Origin of the sequence: Agarilytica rhodophyticola (assembly GCF_002157225.2) — a bacterium.
GTDB classification, from domain to species: domain Bacteria; phylum Pseudomonadota; class Gammaproteobacteria; order Pseudomonadales; family Cellvibrionaceae; genus Agarilytica; species Agarilytica rhodophyticola.
Map to the genome: position 1 here is coordinate 2,813,201 of NZ_CP020038.1, position 17,145 is coordinate 2,830,345.

At 40.5% G+C, this 17,145-nt stretch carries 14 protein-coding genes; 13 read left to right on the plus strand and 1 reads right to left on the minus strand.

Annotated elements, in window-relative coordinates:
* Positions 1-1,119: a type VI secretion system protein TssA gene (gene tssA, locus BVC89_RS11965; protein ID WP_086931407.1), complete on the minus strand. Its 1,119-nt coding sequence runs from the start codon at positions 1,117-1,119 to the stop codon at positions 1-3.
* 577 nt (positions 1,120-1,696) lie between these two features.
* Here tssA and tagH point away from each other — a divergent pair.
* From tagH to BVC89_RS12035, 13 genes are all read left to right on the plus strand, one after another.
* Positions 1,697-3,706 carry a type VI secretion system-associated FHA domain protein TagH gene (gene tagH / locus BVC89_RS30340; protein WP_086931409.1) on the plus strand — a complete coding sequence of 670 codons (2,010 nt, stop codon included), beginning with the start codon at positions 1,697-1,699 and terminating at the stop codon, positions 3,704-3,706.
* A gap of 21 nt (positions 3,707-3,727) precedes the next feature.
* On the plus strand, positions 3,728-4,234 hold the full coding sequence (gene tssJ, locus BVC89_RS11980; protein WP_086931410.1) for a type VI secretion system lipoprotein TssJ: 507 nt from the start codon (positions 3,728-3,730) through the stop codon (positions 4,232-4,234).
* 531 nt (positions 4,235-4,765) lie between these two features.
* Complete coding sequence (rpsA, locus tag BVC89_RS11985; protein ID WP_086931411.1) at positions 4,766-6,451, plus strand: 30S ribosomal protein S1; 1,686 nt, start codon at positions 4,766-4,768, stop codon at positions 6,449-6,451.
* 552 nt (positions 6,452-7,003) lie between these two features.
* Positions 7,004-7,300 (plus strand): integration host factor subunit beta, encoded by a 297-nt coding sequence (gene ihfB, locus BVC89_RS11990; RefSeq protein WP_086931412.1) that lies wholly within the window; start codon positions 7,004-7,006, stop codon positions 7,298-7,300.
* A gap of 316 nt (positions 7,301-7,616) precedes the next feature.
* Positions 7,617-9,035, plus strand: coding sequence for a mannose-1-phosphate guanylyltransferase/mannose-6-phosphate isomerase (locus tag BVC89_RS11995; protein WP_086931413.1), 1,419 nt, complete (start codon positions 7,617-7,619; stop codon positions 9,033-9,035).
* 70 nt (positions 9,036-9,105) lie between these two features.
* Positions 9,106-10,167: an undecaprenyl/decaprenyl-phosphate alpha-N-acetylglucosaminyl 1-phosphate transferase gene (locus BVC89_RS12000; protein WP_086934604.1), complete on the plus strand. Its 1,062-nt coding sequence runs from the start codon at positions 9,106-9,108 to the stop codon at positions 10,165-10,167.
* A 484-nt stretch (positions 10,168-10,651) separates the two neighbouring features.
* Entirely contained in the window at positions 10,652-10,975 is a 324-nt protein-coding gene (locus BVC89_RS12005) for a MarR family EPS-associated transcriptional regulator (protein WP_245929384.1), read from the plus strand.
* Positions 10,976-11,056: 81 nt separating this feature from the next.
* Complete coding sequence (locus BVC89_RS12010; RefSeq protein ID WP_086934605.1) at positions 11,057-12,088, plus strand: Wzz/FepE/Etk N-terminal domain-containing protein; 1,032 nt, start codon at positions 11,057-11,059, stop codon at positions 12,086-12,088.
* A gap of 6 nt (positions 12,089-12,094) precedes the next feature.
* Positions 12,095-13,072, plus strand: coding sequence for an FAD-binding oxidoreductase (locus tag BVC89_RS12015; protein ID WP_086931415.1), 978 nt, complete (start codon positions 12,095-12,097; stop codon positions 13,070-13,072).
* Between the two features lie 17 nt (positions 13,073-13,089).
* Positions 13,090-13,875, plus strand: coding sequence for a glucose-1-phosphate cytidylyltransferase (gene rfbF, locus BVC89_RS12020; protein ID WP_086931416.1), 786 nt, complete (start codon positions 13,090-13,092; stop codon positions 13,873-13,875).
* A complete protein-coding gene (gene rfbG / locus BVC89_RS12025; protein ID WP_086931417.1) occupies positions 13,872-14,951 on the plus strand; it encodes a CDP-glucose 4,6-dehydratase in 1,080 nt (359 codons plus the stop codon). The genes rfbF and rfbG overlap by 4 nt, the downstream gene beginning before the upstream one ends.
* 9 nt (positions 14,952-14,960) lie before the next feature.
* Positions 14,961-16,274: a lipopolysaccharide biosynthesis protein RfbH gene (rfbH, locus tag BVC89_RS12030; RefSeq protein ID WP_086931418.1), complete on the plus strand. Its 1,314-nt coding sequence runs from the start codon at positions 14,961-14,963 to the stop codon at positions 16,272-16,274.
* Between the two features lie 21 nt (positions 16,275-16,295).
* The gene (locus tag BVC89_RS12035) at positions 16,296-17,144 is read left to right on the plus strand and encodes an NAD-dependent epimerase/dehydratase family protein (RefSeq protein ID WP_158657890.1); all 849 of its coding nucleotides are present in this window, start codon (positions 16,296-16,298) and stop codon (positions 17,142-17,144) included.
* Position 17,145 lies beyond the last annotated feature (1 nt).

Sequence of the window (17,145 nt, forward strand, 5' to 3'; positions counted from 1 at the left end):
TTATTCTTCACATTCCACGCCAGTGAGTTCACTGAAGTGTTCACGCGATGAATTGTCTGGTATGAGCTCGTTTATCAAGTCGCCCAATGGCATATTGCCCCATTTTACCGCCTTTTGAAGAACATAGGAAACGGGGGAGTGGGGTTCAGTTTTTCTAAAAAATTCGGCTATCTCAATGAGCTGTTTAAAGGCATCATCGCGATTAGCGATTGGGCCTTTAGCAACTACAACCTGTTGCGTCGCCGCCGCACCTGCATTTTCGCCTCCGGCGCTTTCACCACCAGCGTCATTTTCAACTTCGCCTGCTTCCGTTGGCAACTTTAATTTCCCTATATGATTAACAACGCCAAGGCACTCAGTCAGAATTTCGACAATGGTGCGAGTGGGAGGCGCTTCGTGTATGCCACATAGCTCATCGAGTTTGAGACCAACACTTTTATAGATTTCGATACAGCTTTCTATGTCATCTCGAATATCGACGTAAAATGTTTCGCTTGATTGTGTTACCGACTTATCGATTTCATCAAGGTCAAACCCCAAGCTGGCAATTTTCGCTTGGCGTGCTTCTTCATCAGGCGCTTTTTGAATATCTAATGCTTGGTGATATTGCCACAAACTATAGGGACCAGGATTTTCACCTTCAGTAAGTTGTACTTTTCTGATTGGTGCGATCATTACTCCCTCAGCACCTTCTCCATTTAAGCCCGATAAACAAGACACTCTTGTCTCTATACCGTATTCATCCGGCATTGGGTGCAGGTTTTCCCAAAAATTTTCTAGCAGGCCCTGGATGAGTGAAAATGCATCGCGCAGACCTGCAAAGCCATAACGACGTATCATAGCTTCGGCATACCAGCTGGCAACTTCTAAATCTTTACTGTTTTCTTGAATGATTTGTGGTGCAAGCTCGGTAATTTTTTGCCAGTGCTGAGCGGCCTCTGTGCTTTCCCCATCGTGGATACTTTGTCTTTCTGCCGCACGTGCTTGATTTCGTTCTGACTTAATAATTTGGTACTGTGAAGTTGCAGACCTATCTTCGCGAATGTCATCGCCGGTGGGAGAATCTTCGCTTATTGGTTGAAGTAGACTTTCTACATCAATTATCTGTTGGCTTGCCATTTCGATTACCCTTCTAATGACAGATAAATTCCATTATTGTTTTTAGTTTCGACAAAAGCATTGGCTCAACAAGCGAAATTAATCGTTATTGTTGAATTTTGTGCCATGCATTTGCTTATGATTACAAAATACTTAACATATATTTAATGCTAGTTAACAAAAAATAAAAAGGTGTAATTACCGTGCCTTTTTGTTTCCAATTTACTGTCGCTTTTCATGCTAAAACCAGTGTTCTGTAAAATTAGCACAACTAAGCTTTAAGTGTAACTCTTCGGTGTGTAATAAATTCCGACAAATCCTTTTTTTTCAACAAACTAGCGTTGTTTTCGTGATAGTCTACTTGAAATAAGTGCCATATTTTTATTGGCACTGGGCCGGCTTGGTTTAACCCTGTTATATTTCTATGCAAGATTGCTTTGAACAGACCTGATCCCGATAATATACTAGTTTGCAGACTGAGCATATGTTGTAGCATACAAGAACTTTGCCACATTTATTCTGGCCGAGGCGAGAAAGTGGTTTTTGTCTCGCGAAAGACGTTTTAAGATTTACTGAAGAATATCCGGAAGATAATTCAATGACGTTAAATTTATCCATAATAAAATCACCAGCAGGCGCATCGCTTGCTACTTCACAAAAAACGTTTGCCGAGCAGGGAGGTACAATTGGTCGAGGCGAAGGCAACGATTGGGTGTTAAGTGATCCAGAGCGATTTCTCTCTTCTAAGCACTGCACTTTAAGCTATGAGGGTGGCCAATATTTTTTAACTGATACTAGCACTAATGGTACTTTTATTAATGGCGCTCCTGAGCCTTTGGGTAAAGGCGGGCAAACACCTATAAACAATGGTGATACTGTTGAAATTGGTGATTACCAATTTCGTGTAGAAATGAGTAATGGTATGGGGGCTCCAGCTGTCGATGCCTTTGCCCAGAATCCCGCTTCTTTGGAAAATGACCCTTTCGCCGACGATGAAGACCCTTTCACTATTTCCGGCAGGTTGCCACCAGAAGGATTTTCAGATCCGTTTGCTAGCGACCCTGTTGCACAACCAGCGACCGATGCTTTTGACTCTAACTCAGGTTTTGGTGTTGACCCTATGGCGGGTGATCTTTCGCTAGACGCGGATCCTCAAAATGTGGATCCGCTGGCAGCTCTTGATAATCTTGGCAGTAAACAAGTAGGGGGGACGGTTAACCCATCTACAGACGCAAGCCTTGACCCGCTTGCCAATAATGATCCTTTCGCCCAGCAGCCTGCTATTCCACTGGATGATTTTTTAACACCGTCGAACCCTATAGCAAAACCGCAAGATAGTTTTCAACATACCGGCGGCAGTCAAGGTGATAACGCTGGCGCCATCAACCAGTCTATTGATTGGCCTGAAGCGAAAAATGAGAATCTTATTCCCGAAGATTGGGGCGATGACTTTTTAGGTGGTGGTGATAATACCCCATTAGAGTCTCCACAACAGCAACCTCATATGCCGCAATCGCAGACGCCTGAACCCAAACCTCAAATTCCTACACCGCAAATTCCCACACCTATGCGGCAACAGCCTATATCCCAGGAACCAATAGCTAGTGATCCATTGCTCCAGGAACCATTACATCAAGAACCACTGCAGAATAAACCGTTGCCTCAGGATCCCTTGTCCCATGAGCCACTAGTGCCTGATGATTTTGATTTGGGAATTGAAGATGCGACTCTGCATCAAGATGCTCAGCCACTGGAAGACTTTGCTCCTCCTCCACCTGAAGATGTTGCTCAGAATAAGCCGTGTCCCGAGCTTAGGGAGCCTTTATTAGATGAGCGCCCACCGGAGCGCCCTATCCCCATTGAGCCTAGCCCGCAACATCAAGAAGCACGTGTGGCGGCAGAGCATGTTAATCAAATACCGCCAGTGTCTTCAGCGAGTCAGCCCAGTACTCCTCCACCGCGAACTCCCTCGCCGCCCCGTCAGCAGGTTGCACAAGCGGCAGGTGAAGCGTTACTGGAAGGGTTGGGGCTTAGCAATAAAGACTTGTCCGCTGATGACGTGGAAAAAATCTATGGATCTATTGGAGAGCTGATGCCGGTTATCGTGAATGGCATGATGCAAGTACTCAGATCTCGTGCGAGTATCAAAAACGAGTTTCGGATGAATGTCACCACTATTCAGCCAATTGAAAATAACCCTCTTAAATTTTCCGCAGATGCCTATGAAGCCATAGACAATATGTTCGTTCGAAAGAGCAGCGCCTATATGGGGCCAAAACAAGCATTCCAGGAAGGCTTTGATGGTATTAGTGAGCATCAGGTTGCGATTATCGCCGGTATTAGAGAGGCATTTAAAAGTATGATGGATCGCTTCGACCCTCAATTACTTGAGAAACAATTTGAAAAGCAAAATAAAGGTGTGATTTTGCCTGGGATGCAAAAAGCTAAATTTTGGAGCAGTTACGTCGATTATTACAAAGGTTTCGTCGATAATATGGAAAATACTTTTCAATATCTGTTTGGCGATGAGTTTGTACAGGCTTATGAAGACCAGTTAAGAAGGCTCGCTGTTGAACGAAAACAAAAGCAAAAAGAAAACAACAATTAGACCAATGATGGAAGAAAGAATATGAAACATTATGCCTTGTTAGCCGGAAAATATATCTTATTGTTTTCTATGTTAGTGTCGATGTGGGGGTGCACGACGGTTAACCATAAAGTGGGGGAAGCGCTTAATTTGGATACCGATTTAAAGCTCGAGTTATTTGTCGATGAGGAAATAAACCCTGACGAAAATAATCAGTCATCTCCGGTATTCATCAGACTGTATGAACTCAATAGTCCTAAGGCCTTTGAAAAAGCAGACTTTATTGATATTTATGAGCGAGATGAAGAAGTACTCGGCGATACTTTTGTCAAAAAGCAGGAATTAAAACGTGTTGTACCGGGAACCTATAGGAAGGAGCGATTTGTTCTGTCCAAGGATACCCGTTATGTGGCATTGTTTGCCGAGTTTTACAATTATAAAGATTCTAAAGCTAAGCTTCACTTCGCTGTCACTTCAAGCAATGTTATACGCAATGCTATTAAGATTAGTGTTGATGGTAACAAGATTTTGCTGGGTAAAAAGAATTAATAGCCTTCATACTTTGTAGCTTCTCAGCGCTATATATTTTTACGATACCGGGGGTAAGCATCGAATGCCTATTCCTGGGATGGCGCTAGCGATACTATCTATGAGCTATGAGATAAGATTTAAAGAATAAGATAGCGCTAGCTTTAAAAGTGGTTCTTTGTTGTTTTTTGTGCCGCGCTTATACTTACTTAGTGCTCTTCACTATATCCCCTCATAGTCGCTAAGGATTTGCCCTGATCTAAAGCGTAAACAAAATGCCTTGAAACTGCTTCTTATCTTTGCTACCCTCGCGCACCCGTAAGGCATCCCTAGGTTAATATTTATGCTAAACCTAAGGTTTAATACCCAATGGTCGCTGGCCTACTTATTTGCAGTAGTGGCATAGGCGGTGGTTGGGCGCCAAGCTTTTTTATACTTCTTCAGGATTGTGCCAGTGAACACCTGTGAGAGGTTACATTAATTGAACCGCATACTGGTAATGCGGCCATAAAAGCAGCGTTTTTCAACGCTGACTCATATAGGTATTTCTACATGAGCGAATCTTTCGCAGAACTCTTCGAAGAAAGTTTACAAACCATTGATATGCAACCTGGCACCATTGTGACTGGTGTTGTTATTGATATCGACCAAGATTGGGTAACAGTCCACGCAGGATTGAAGTCTGAAGGCGTCATCCCAGCTGTCCAGTTCCTTAATGAAAAGGGTGAACTTCACCTTAATATAGGTGATGAAGTACAAGTTGCTCTCGAAACTGTTGAAGATGGTTTCGGTGAGACCCGACTATCACGTGAGAAAGCTAAACGTGCTGAGTCTTGGAAAGTGCTTGAAGCTGCACACGATGCTCAAGATGTTATTACTGGTGTTATAAATGGTAAGGTCAAAGGTGGCTTTACTGTTGATGTTGCGGGAATCCGCGCATTCTTGCCTGGTTCTCTAGTGGATGTTCGTCCGGTTCGTGAAACTAACCATCTCGAAGGCAAAGAGCTTGAATTTAAAGTGATTAAGCTCGATCAAAAACGCAACAATGTTGTTGTTTCTCGTCGTGCTGTTATGGAACAAGCTAACTCTGAAGAACGTGAAGAGTTGCTCGCGAACCTTCAAGAAGGTATGGCTGTTAAAGGTGTGGTTAAAAACCTTACCGATTACGGTTCCTTCATTGATCTTGGCGGTGTTGACGGTCTTCTTCATATCACTGATATGGCGTGGAAGCGTATTAAGCACCCAAGTGAGATCTTAAATGTTGGCGATGAGATTGAAGTTAAAGTTCTTAAGTTCGATCGTGAGCGCAATCGTGTATCTCTTGGTCTTAAGCAGTTGGGTGAAGATCCTTGGTTTGATATTACTAAGCGTTACCCAGAAGGCGCCAAAGTGGTTGCTAAGATCACTAATCTTACGGATTATGGTTGCTTTGCTGAAATCGAAGAGGGTGTTGAAGGTCTGGTTCACGTTTCTGAAATGGATTGGACAAATAAGAACATCCACCCATCTAAGGTTGTTAACCTAGGTGACGAAGTAGAAGTGATGATCTTGGATATCGATGAAGAGCGTCGTCGTATTTCTCTTGGTATTAAGCAGTGTCAAGAAAACCCATGGGATGCTTTCTCTTCACAATACGAGAAGGGCAACAAGATCTCAGGAAAAATCAAGTCTATCACTGACTTCGGTATCTTCATCGGTCTGGACGGTGGTATCGACGGCCTTGTTCACTTGTCGGATATTTCTTGGAATGAACCTGGTGAAGAGGCTGTTCGCAAGTTCAAGAAGGGTGATGAGATCGAAACTGTTGTGCTGGCAATCGACCCAGAGCGTGAGCGTATTTCTCTAGGTGTTAAGCAGTTGGATGTCGATCCTTTCTCTGCTTACATTACTGAGAACGACAAGGGTAGTGTCATCAAAGGTGTGGTTAAGGCTGTAGATGCAAAAGAAGCCATTATTACACTTGCTGATGATGTTGAAGCAACTCTAAAAGCTTCTGAAATTAGTCGCGATAAAGTTGAAGACGCCCGTAATGCGCTTAAAGAAGGTGATGAGGTTGAAGCCAAGATCACTAATGTTGATCGTAAAAACCGCACAATACTTCTAAGCATTAAGTCGAAAGACATTGCCGATGAAAAAGAAGCTATCAAAGAGCATAGCCAGAAGCAAAGTGAAAGCGCAGCTCCTGCAACTATTGGTGACTTGATTAAGGCTCAAATCGAAAGCCAAGAAAACCAATAACGCTATTGCGTTAAGCTTACATAAAAACGGCCTAATGGCCGTTTTTTTTTGGATGCGAAATAGTAAAGCTATGCTACTTTTAATATAAAAGCAGAGCTGCTAAGAAAATAATTATTAATAGTCTTAGTTTCAGTAAGCGCTTTGTTAGATGTGGTTCTATATCTTTTGCTCTACTTTGATCTTCTTTTTTAATAAGGAGAATCGGATAGGTGTAGTTTGGTGCTCATCTATTAGATGGTTCGATATAGTTTGTATATTATCCACTAGATAACGGCCTATGCGGCTTGTGGCGCTTTAATCGTTATAAAGTCTCATTTATGCAAAGTGTAAAGATGATTAGTTGCCAAATAGGAGTATGTGGCCTTCCAATTCTATGAAAACTCTTGTATAACAATAACTTGCGTTTATTATATAAGCTGAACTATTGTTTTATATTGTAAGATTATGATATCTACAGGGTTTCGGGCTATTTAGATGAAGACAAGCCCTAATAAGCCTTGAGTAAGATTAATCAGATAACATAGTGCGTGTTTAAGGACTGGGGCTGCCTAAATGACAAAATCAGAACTCATAGAACGTATTGCTGCTCGGCAAGATCAACTTTCTGCTAAAGATATTGAGCTGGCAGTCAAACTGGTATTGGAGTATATGTCACAAGCACTGGCAACAGGTGAAAGAATAGAAATTCGTGGCTTTGGTAGTTTTTCTTTGCACTATCGAGCCCCTCGTATAGGTCGAAATCCAAAAACAGGAGAATCTGTTGAGTTGGATGGTAAATATGTGCCTCACTTTAAGCCAGGTAAAGAAATGCGAGATAGAGTGAACGAGAGCTTGTTAAAAGAGAATTAAGTTCTAGATGTGTCCGAATGTAAAATTGCATATCCAATCTCACACCGCTATTAACATGTTACATTGTGTTACACATACTTTTTTATTTTAAAACTGAGATAAATTACCAAGAATATATCGATGAAAACACCATAGCATAATATAGAGCCCCGCTTTTTTATGTGTCAGATAAGGTTTATTTTATGTTTTGCGATCAATGTGGCGTCAAAGTTTGTAAAAAAGTTGTTCCTAGTACATATTTATACAATACGAAACAATATCTTTTCGCTATAATCTCGCCCAAATTTTTACTACTTCATATTTAAAGGAATTTTTGATGTCCCAAGACGTCACATCGAATGTCATACCAGTGATTCTTTCTGGTGGAAGTGGTTCTCGTCTCTGGCCAAAATCGCGCAAAGCTTTTCCTAAGCAACTCCATAAACTTTATGGTAACTACACCATGTTGCAACATACCTATAATCGTGTTGACGGACTAGCTGCTCCGATTGTTGTATGTAATGAAGCCCAGCGCTTTATGGTTGCCGACCAGCTTTCAGAGGTTTGTAGCAAACGACCCACTATACTTTTAGAGCCTGTAGGAAGAAATACAGCGCCCGCTATTGCGATCGCTGCGATGCAGGCAAAGAAACAGGATGAAAATGCCGTTTTGGTCGTGCTGCCTGCTGATCACCAAATTAAAGATACTGACATATTTAAGCAGGCGCTTGATATCGCGCTTACTAAAGCATCAGAAGGCAAGCTTGTGGCATTTGGGGTTGTGCCTTCTCATCCTGAAACAGGTTACGGTTATATTAACGCGTTATCTGAATGTGATCAGGGTGCAGAGATAAAATGTTTTGTAGAAAAACCTAACAAAGAAATTGCTGAACAGTATCTAGCTAGTGGGGAGTACTTTTGGAATAGCGGAATGTTTGTTTTTTGTGCAAAAACATTTCTGGATGAGTTAGAAAAGTATGAACCAGAGATTATTGTTTCTTGTCGCCAAGCTCTGAAAAGTTCTGCAGAGGATTTGGATTTTGTTCGTTTAGATAAAAATGCCTTTTCCAGTAGTAAAGATATTTCTATCGACTATGCTGTTATGGAAAAAACATCAAAAGCATGGTGTGTGCCTTTGGATTGTGGCTGGAGCGATCTTGGCAGCTGGCAGGCCCTTTGGGAGAGCTCTGAAAAAGATGACAACAATAATGTCTCCCTTGGTGATGTGGTAACCATTAACTGTGAAGGTTCTTTATTCCATAGTGAGTATCGTTTAGTCGCAGGTATTGGGTTAAAAGACATTGCTGTAGTAGACACAGATGATGCGCTTTTAGTGGTGAATAAAGCCCATACTCAAGATGTAAAAAAAGTCGTGGATTGGTTGAAGTCAAAAGATCGCAGTGAATTCAATTTACACCGTGAAGTTCACCGTCCGTGGGGAAGTTATGACTCGATAGATAATGGCGATCGTTTTCAAGTTAAGCGTATTGAAGTGAAGCCCGGTGCTAGCCTGTCTTTGCAAATGCATCATCATCGAGCTGAACATTGGATTGTTGTTTCTGGAACCGCCTTGGTTCAAAAAGGTGAAGAAGAAGTATTGTTAAGTGAAAATCAGTCGATTTACATTCCGCTTGGGGATAAGCACCGACTGACAAACCCTGGCAAAGTGCCTTTGCAGCTAATTGAGGTACAAAGCGGAAGTTATCTCGGTGAAGATGACATCGTGCGTTTTGAAGATACCTTCGGTCGGGTTTAAATTGATAAGTGAATAGCTGGCGTAGGCATTGCACTATGCGCCGACAACAGATATCAGGGGTTACATGTTCATGGAACAAGGGATAGTGGTATTGGCGTTCTCGTTCGCCATGGCATTTATTATTGTTAAAGTATTGAAACCGGTTGCCTACTGGGCGGAATTGGTGGATAAACCTGGAGGACGAAAGCAGCACGATGGCTTAATTCCTCTGGTTGGTGGAATTGCTATATATATTAGTGTTTTCTTAACTACTTTAATTTTTCTAGAACAGCCCATCTTCATCCGTTTATTTCTATTGTCCGGTGGATTAATCGTCTTTATGGGAATGTTGGACGATCGATATGATCTTAGTGCTCGTTCCCGCCTTGTGGGTCAGTTATTAATTTGCAGTATTTTTGTGTACGGCCTGGAAGTTCGCATTGATAGCTTTGGTAACTTGCTGGGTCTTGGTGAATTGCATCTAGGTATTATTGGTTATCCACTGACCATACTTTCTCTTATGGGGGCCATGAACGCTTTTAACTTCTTAGACGGGATGGATGGCCTTGTCGGTTCTGTGGCGATGGTATCCTTCGTCGGTTTAGTAGCGCTGTTCGGCAATAACGGCAACCTCGACTTTCAAATGCTATGCATGTCCTTCGTCGGCGCAACAGGTGCATTCTTAATTTTCAACATCTGGGGCAAGCCTTCTCGTAAGAATATCAAAAAAGTCTTTATGGGGGATGCTGGCAGCATGTTTTTAGGCCTGTCTCTAGGTGTTCTATTAGTGCAAGGATCACAAGGGGAGGGCGCCGCATTCAGCCCTACAACATCTCTTTGGTTAGTCCTGCTGCCAATCACTGACATGTTAACTATCATGTACAGACGAATAAAGCGGGGTAAATCACCCATGACGGCAGACAGAACCCACATCCATCACATGCTACTGCGCGCCGGTTTCAAAAAATATCAAACCCTCCACATCATGGTTCTCATGCAGTTGATGTTTGTCACACTGGGAATCTTCATCCTAGAGCAAGGTTACTCCGAGCTCGCCTCTTTCACGCTTATTGTCGCTTTTGTCGTGCTTTATCAATTGGCTATGAAGAATTCTTGGCGGTTGATTAGGTGGAGTCGGAGGCGGCTTGTTTGAATCAGGAAATGCTTGGGGTGAGACTAGACTTTTAGTTTAGGATGAACCGATTTTAGATTTTCATATTTATGACTAAAGCAAAACGTTATTCTTAAAATAGCTAACTTAAAAGTTAGTCTCCATCTTGCTCTTACTTTGAATAAAGAGCTGATAGGTAAAATATATCTCTAGTTTGATTAGTTCTCAATCCAATAGCTATTTTTTAATAGTAAAGGTTTTTTCTTTGGCCTTTATCCTTCCTGCTAATAAGTAGCAAAATTCATATCAATTAGCTGGATTACTAATCGTGATCCTTGATGCAAATAATCTCTTGCAACTGTTTAGATATCATAATATATTGTTGTTCAAATATGAACGCACGCTAGATTTAGTATCCTTTTTATTCATTATTTGAACTTTCATATTAGCGTTTGGCTGATATGGTTTTGTAAAATTCTGAAGTTTTTATATAAACCTATTAAATTACAGATTTGAGACAATTATCTTGATTGACAAGCAAGAGGATATGCACTTTCGTGTGCTTCGATTACTTCAAGAAAATCCTGAGATGTCTCAGAGGCAAATAGCGCAAGAACTAGGTGTTAGTTTGGGTAGCACTAATTATTGTTTGAGAGCTATTGTTGAAAAAGGCTTAGTTAAAGTAAAAAATTTCAGAAATAGTGATAATAAAAAGGCTTACGCTTACTTTCTTACACCTAAAGGTATTTCAGAAAAAACTGCGCTAACTACTCGGTTTTTAAAGCGTAAAATACAAGAGTATGAGTTGCTCAAAGCAGAAATTGAATCGCTTAAAGCTGATCTTGATTAGGCCTGGGACATATAATTATCTTTGGTAAATTAAGTTTCTTTGTTTATGCGCTCTAATAGCTATAAAACTGGAATGTCATTTATGTCAAATGAACAACAAATTAAACAAGATATTGGTGCTCGTTTAGATAATGTTGAATACCAGCTAAATGAAGTAATATCTAAAGGCTTGGCAACTGAATTTTCTGATATTTCTTATCAATATGCTCATGAAAAGGATGAAATTGACTTGCGTGAATTATGGCGCATTATTTGGAGTGGTAAATGGATTATTATATCCGTAACACTGATCTTTTCGGTTCTTTCAGTACTATTCGCTCTGTCATTACCTAATATTTATAAGTCAGAGGCTTTATTAGCTCCTGTTGAAGATAAGTCTGGCGGCGGATTGTCTGGGCTCGCAGGTCAGTTTGGTGGGCTAGCTAGTTTGGCTGGTGTGAATCTTGGCAGCGGTGGAAATGATAAGACTGCTTTAGCAATTGAAGTATTAAAGTCTCGAAAGTTTATCAATAAGTTCATTGAAACTAGAGAAATACTTATACCACTCATGTCAGCCAATGGTTGGGATGGAAAAAATTTAATTATAGACTCAGATATTTATGATGAGGCTAATGAGAGGTGGGTAAGGAAGGCTACGCCGCCGCTAAAGTCTAAGCCAAGCTCTCAAGAGGCTTACAAAGCATTCATGGAAATCCTCAGTGTAACTGAAGATAAAACTGGGAGTTTTGTCTCTATTGGTGTCGAATTTTATTCACCAGAGCTTGCTAAGCATTGGGTAGACTGGTTGGTTAAAGATATTAATAGGGAAATCAAGGCAAGAGAAGTGGCTGAAGCAAAGAAGAGTATACGTTACTTAAGTGGCCAGATAGAGAAAACTCCTATTGCTGATATGCAAGCAATATTTTACGAGTTAATTGAAGAGCAGTCCAAAACAATTATGTTTGCTGAAGTCAGAGACGAATATGTTTTTAAGACTATTGACGATGCTATTTCTCCTGAGTTGAAATCGAAGCCGAAAAGGGCTCTCATATGTATATTGGGATTAATTTTAGGTGGAATGCTTGGTGTTCTTTATGTTCTTGTTCGTCATTTTCTCAATAGCAACGAAGCTTGATTTTTTATGTCGTATAATATTACTTTAAAACCGACTAACGTGTCATTTGATGCTGATTCTAATGAAACTGTCTTAGACTCAGCATTGCAAAATAATATTCATTTAGAGCATAGCTGTAAAAATGGAGATTGTGGTGTTTGTACAGCAACTATCGTTTCAGGATGTGTGCGAATAGAGTGCGGCGAAAGTAGAGATTCTGGTGAGTTTTTGACTTGTACTAGTAAGCCTCTGGATAACCTTGAAATTGAAGTGCAGTATTTTCCTGAGCTCTCCAATATCCAAAAGAGAAATATCCCAGTTAAAATCGATTCTTGTAACTTAGTGGCAAATGATGTGCTTAAGTTGCTTTTTCGAGTTCCGCCAAATTTAAAATTAAATTACCTCCCTGGTCAATATGTAGATCTCTCTTATAAAGAAGTAGTGCGTTCTTATTCTATTGCAAATGCAAAACTAGAAAACGGTATGATTGAATTACACGTGCGATATGTTCCTAATGGTAAAATGAGCGCTCTATTATTTAATAATCTTCAAAAAAACACGCTGATGAGGTTATATGGCCCTCATGGGACATTTTTTGTGCGTGATGATTCTGCGCCCATAATTTTTTTAGCGGGAGGGACTGGCTATGCTCCTATAAAAGCGATGGTGCAAGGGCTGCTTAAAGAAAACTGCCAGCGCGATATTTATATTTATTGGGGAGTAGCTTCTGTTGACGGTTTGTATTGTAATGCTCCTGAGGTTTGGTCAAACGAGCATGAAAATATCCGTTATATTCCCGTTGTTTCTGGCAATACTAAAACTTGGAAAGGTCGAGTCGGGCTTGTTCACAAAGCTGTTTCCAGTGATTTTGGTGATTTGTCTGAGTTCCATGTATATGCATGCGGTTCCCCAGTGATGATAGATGCTGCTAAGCAGTCTTTTTTGCAGAAAGGTCTGAAAAAAGATAGGTTTTATTCGGATGCTTTTACTGCAGCAAAGTCTTAATTACGAGAAAATTATATATGAAAGCTGTGATACTTGCAGGTGGTCTTGGTACACGCCTTAGTGAAGAAACATCATTAAAACCTAAGCCTATGGTTGAAATTGGTGGTCGACCGATACTTTGGCACATTATGAAAATTTATTCTGCTTATGGAATAAATGATTTTATTGTTTGTTGTGGCTACAAGGGTTATGTCATTAAAGAGTACTTCGCAAATTATTTTTTGCACATGTCGGATGTGACGTTTTGTATGAACACCAACCATATGGAAGTTCATCAGAAGAGGGCAGAGCCTTGGACTATTACTTTAATAGATACTGGTGATAATTCCATGACAGGTGGGCGCTTACGGAGAGTCCGTGAACACCTTAAAGATGAAGAGGCTTTTTGTTTTACTTATGGTGATGGTGTTGGTGATATCGATATCGCTCAATCTATTCAATTTCATAAAGCTCATGGAAAGCTAGCAACTCTTACTGCAACCTATCCGCCAGGCCGATTTGGCGCGCTTGATGTAGAGAATGGTTTTGTTAATAGTTTTAAAGAAAAACCTAAAGGTGATGGAGCTATGATCAATGGGGGGTTTTTCGTTTTGTCACCTAAAGTGATCGACTATATAGATGGTGATGACACTGTATGGGAGCAAGCCCCCCTAAATAGACTTGCAGATGAAGCCCAGCTGATGTCATATGAACATCATGGTTTCTGGCAGCCAATGGACACGTTACGAGACAAAATCTATCTACAAAAGCTTTGGGATGAAGGGCGTGCACCTTGGAAAACTTGGGGAAACATAACAAAATGATCAATCCTTTGTTCTGGAGAGGCAAAAGAGTATTTATTACTGGCCATACAGGTTTTAAAGGTAGTTGGCTGTCTCTTTGGTTACAGCGTATGGGGGCTGATATCTGTGGGTACTCTCTAGTACCTCCTACTCAGCCAAATATGTTTGAAGCGGCTAATATTGCAAATGGAATGCGCTCTACAATTGGCGATATTCGTGATCATAAATTCCTTCTGAAAACCATGTCTGATTTCAGGCCTGAAATTGTAATTCATATGGCAGCTCAGCCTCTTGTTCGTTTATCTTATGATGAACCTATTGATACCTACTCAACGAATGTAATGGGCACAGTTAACGTTCTCGACTGTGTAAGAAAAATTTTAGGTGTTAGAGCCGTCGTTAACGTCACGAGCGATAAGTGTTACGACAATAAAGAATGGTGTTGGGGCTATCGAGAGGATGAGCCCAAAGGGGGATACGACCCTTACAGCAATAGCAAAGGGTGCGCAGAGTTGGTTACAGATGCATTCAGGAATAGCTATTTTAATGCTTCTAAATATGAAGATCATGGATGTGCAGTTGCATCGGCAAGAGCTGGTAATGTAATTGGGGGAGGAGATTGGGCCTTAGATCGGCTTATTCCTGATATGTTGAGCGCTTTTGAGAGCGAACAAAGCGTGGAGATTCGAAACCCTCACGCTATTAGACCATGGCAGCATGTATTAGAGCCTCTATCTGGATATTTAATGTTGGCACAACACTTATATATAAGTGGAGTGGAGTACTCTGAAGGGTGGAATTTTGGCCCAAATGAGCAAGACGCTAAATCAGTCGAATGGATTGTTCACCAACTATCCAGTTTGTGGGGAGAAGGCGCTAAATGGCATCTAAGTAATGAAAATCATCCTCATGAGGCGAGCTATCTAAAACTTGATTGCTCAAAAGCTAAAATGCGTTTGAATTGGTATCCAAGGTGGAGGCTTAAAGATACGCTAAAAAAAATAGTGGATTGGCATAAAGTATGGCTGTCCGATGCGGATATGTATGAATATAGTCTAAGTGAAATACATCAATATGTAATGACAGATAGTAAATAGGATATAGACATGAGTCAGCAAGATATTAGAGAGAAAATTGCAGCGCTAGTGGCCGAATATTCGGAGGTGGCTGACGCACCTAAGATGTTTATTTCTGGAGAATCACCAGTGCCGCCCTCTGGTAAAGTAATCGGCGCAAAAGAAAGGCAGCTGATGGTTGAAGCTTCACTAGATGCATGGCTTACCACAGGACGGTTTAACGATGCTTTTCAAAAAAGGTTGGGAGAATTTTTAGGTGTAAAACATGTACTGACAACCGTTTCGGGCTCCGCTGCTAACTTACTTGCAATGACAGCCTTAACTTCTCCAAAACTAGAAGACCGACAGCTAAAGCCAGGTGACGAAGTTATTACTGTAGCTGCTGGTTTCCCCACCACAGTAAATCCAGCTATACAGAATGGGCTAATTCCTGTATTTGTTGATATCGATATCCCGACTTACAACATTGACCCAAAGCTGATTGAAGCCGCCATTAGTGAAAAAACAAAAGCTATCATGATTGCTCATACTCTTGGTAACCCTTTTGATTTAAAAGAAGTGAAAAGGATTGCTGAACAATACAATCTTTGGCTGATTGAAGATTGTTGTGATGCTTTAGGCACAACATATGATGGCAAAATGGTAGGCACCTTTGGTGATATTGCAACTGTAAGTTTTTATCCTGCACATCATATTACTATGGGTGAAGGCGGGGCGGTATTTACTCAATCAAAAGAGCTCAATACTATTATCGAGTCTTTTAGGGATTGGGGGCGCGATTGTTATTGTGAGCCTGGTTGCGATGATACTTGTGGCAAGAGATTTGATCAAAAATTAGGAACCCTTCCATATGGATATGATCATAAATATACATACTCTCACATAGGCTATAACTTAAAAATTACTGATATGCAAGCTGCTTGTGGCTTGGCCCAGTTAGATAGGCTTGATTGGCTTGTGCAAAAACGAAAAGATAATTTTAACTATCTCAAATCTGCCTTAAATAGTTGTACAGAGTTTATTGTGCTTCCCGAGTCTACACCAAACTCTGACCCTTCGTGGTTTGGTTTTCCTATAACATTAAAAGAAACAGCTGGTGTTTCGCGTGTTGAATTGCTTAAGTTTATGAGTGAAGCGAAGATAGGTACTCGATTGTTATTTGCAGGTAACCTTACACGTCAACCTTACTTTGAACATGTTAAATATAGAGTCAGTGAAAACTTAATAAATACAGATAGAGTTATGAACCAAACATTTTGGATTGGTAATTTCCCCGGGCTAAATGAGCAACATTTGGATTTTGTAGTTGCTAAGTTTGAAGAATTTTTTGGTATTTCGTTTTAGTACTGGCTAAGGTTTTAAATTGTGAGGATACTAATAGCTGGAGCGTCAGGGTTTCTAGGTAGCAACTTGGCTCACTCACTCACTGAAAACTATGTAACATTCTCTTTGGTTAGAAGATTATCCAACAAATCAAGGTTGGAGGGAAGTAACACTAACATAGTTAGCGTTGAGGAATTTAACAGTCTAGAGCATATGGTTGATTGTTTGAGACCTGATGTTGTAATCAATTCTGTTGCTTGTTATGGACGCGCTGGAGAAAACATTAGTGACACTTTAGAGTCGAATTTAATGTTTCCTCAAAGGCTTCTTGAGGCTTCTCTAAAAAAGGAAGTATCTTTATTTATAAATCTAGGAACCTCTTTGCCAGGGGAGCTATCCTCATATTCCTTTGGTAAGAAAATATTTAGTGATTTGTTAGAAAGGCAGGAAACAGAAGGAATAAAAATAGTTAATTTAAAGCTTGAACACTTCTATGGCTACAAAGATGATACTTCGAAGTTTACCTCTCATGTTTTTGATTCATGCATGAACAGAAAAAGCTTGGATTTAACAAAAGGCACTCAGAAGAGGGACTTCATACATGTTTTTGATGTTGTTTCGGCAGTCGATCTAATTATTAGAAAATTTAATTATCTAAATGCATTTGAAGTCATTGAGGTCGGCTCGGGAACAGCTTTAACTATTAGGGAATTTGTTGAATTAGTTAAGGAGATAACAAATAGTAGTATAAAATTTAACTTTGGGGTAATACCTACGCGCAATAACGAAGTGATGCATAGTTGTGCAGATATAAGCAAGCTAAAAAAACTTGGTTGGGAACCTCAATTTGATTTAGTTGAAGGTATAAAACAAGCTATTTCAGGATACTAAG

Excerpts from the sequence above, each read along its gene's own strand:
- BVC89_RS11995 (WP_086931413.1), top strand. The coding sequence starts at position 7,617 with ATGTCCCAAGACGTCACATCGAATGTCATACCAGTGATTCTTTCTGGT.
- BVC89_RS12000 (WP_086934604.1), top strand. The coding sequence starts at position 9,106 with ATGGAACAAGGGATAGTGGTATTGGCGTTCTCGTTCGCCATGGCATTT.
- tssJ (WP_086931410.1), top strand. The coding sequence starts at position 3,728 with ATGAAACATTATGCCTTGTTAGCCGGAAAATATATCTTATTGTTTTCT.
- rpsA (WP_086931411.1), top strand. The coding sequence starts at position 4,766 with ATGAGCGAATCTTTCGCAGAACTCTTCGAAGAAAGTTTACAAACCATT.
- BVC89_RS12010 (WP_086934605.1), top strand. The coding sequence starts at position 11,057 with ATGTCAAATGAACAACAAATTAAACAAGATATTGGTGCTCGTTTAGAT.
- ihfB (WP_086931412.1), top strand. The coding sequence starts at position 7,004 with ATGACAAAATCAGAACTCATAGAACGTATTGCTGCTCGGCAAGATCAA.
- rfbF (WP_086931416.1), top strand. The coding sequence starts at position 13,090 with ATGAAAGCTGTGATACTTGCAGGTGGTCTTGGTACACGCCTTAGTGAA.
- tagH (WP_086931409.1), top strand. The coding sequence starts at position 1,697 with ATGACGTTAAATTTATCCATAATAAAATCACCAGCAGGCGCATCGCTT.
- rfbH (WP_086931418.1), top strand. The coding sequence starts at position 14,961 with ATGAGTCAGCAAGATATTAGAGAGAAAATTGCAGCGCTAGTGGCCGAA.
- BVC89_RS12015 (WP_086931415.1), top strand. The coding sequence starts at position 12,095 with ATGTCGTATAATATTACTTTAAAACCGACTAACGTGTCATTTGATGCT.
- tssA (WP_086931407.1), bottom strand. The coding sequence starts at position 1,119 with ATGGCAAGCCAACAGATAATTGATGTAGAAAGTCTACTTCAACCAATA.
- rfbG (WP_086931417.1), top strand. The coding sequence starts at position 13,872 with ATGATCAATCCTTTGTTCTGGAGAGGCAAAAGAGTATTTATTACTGGC.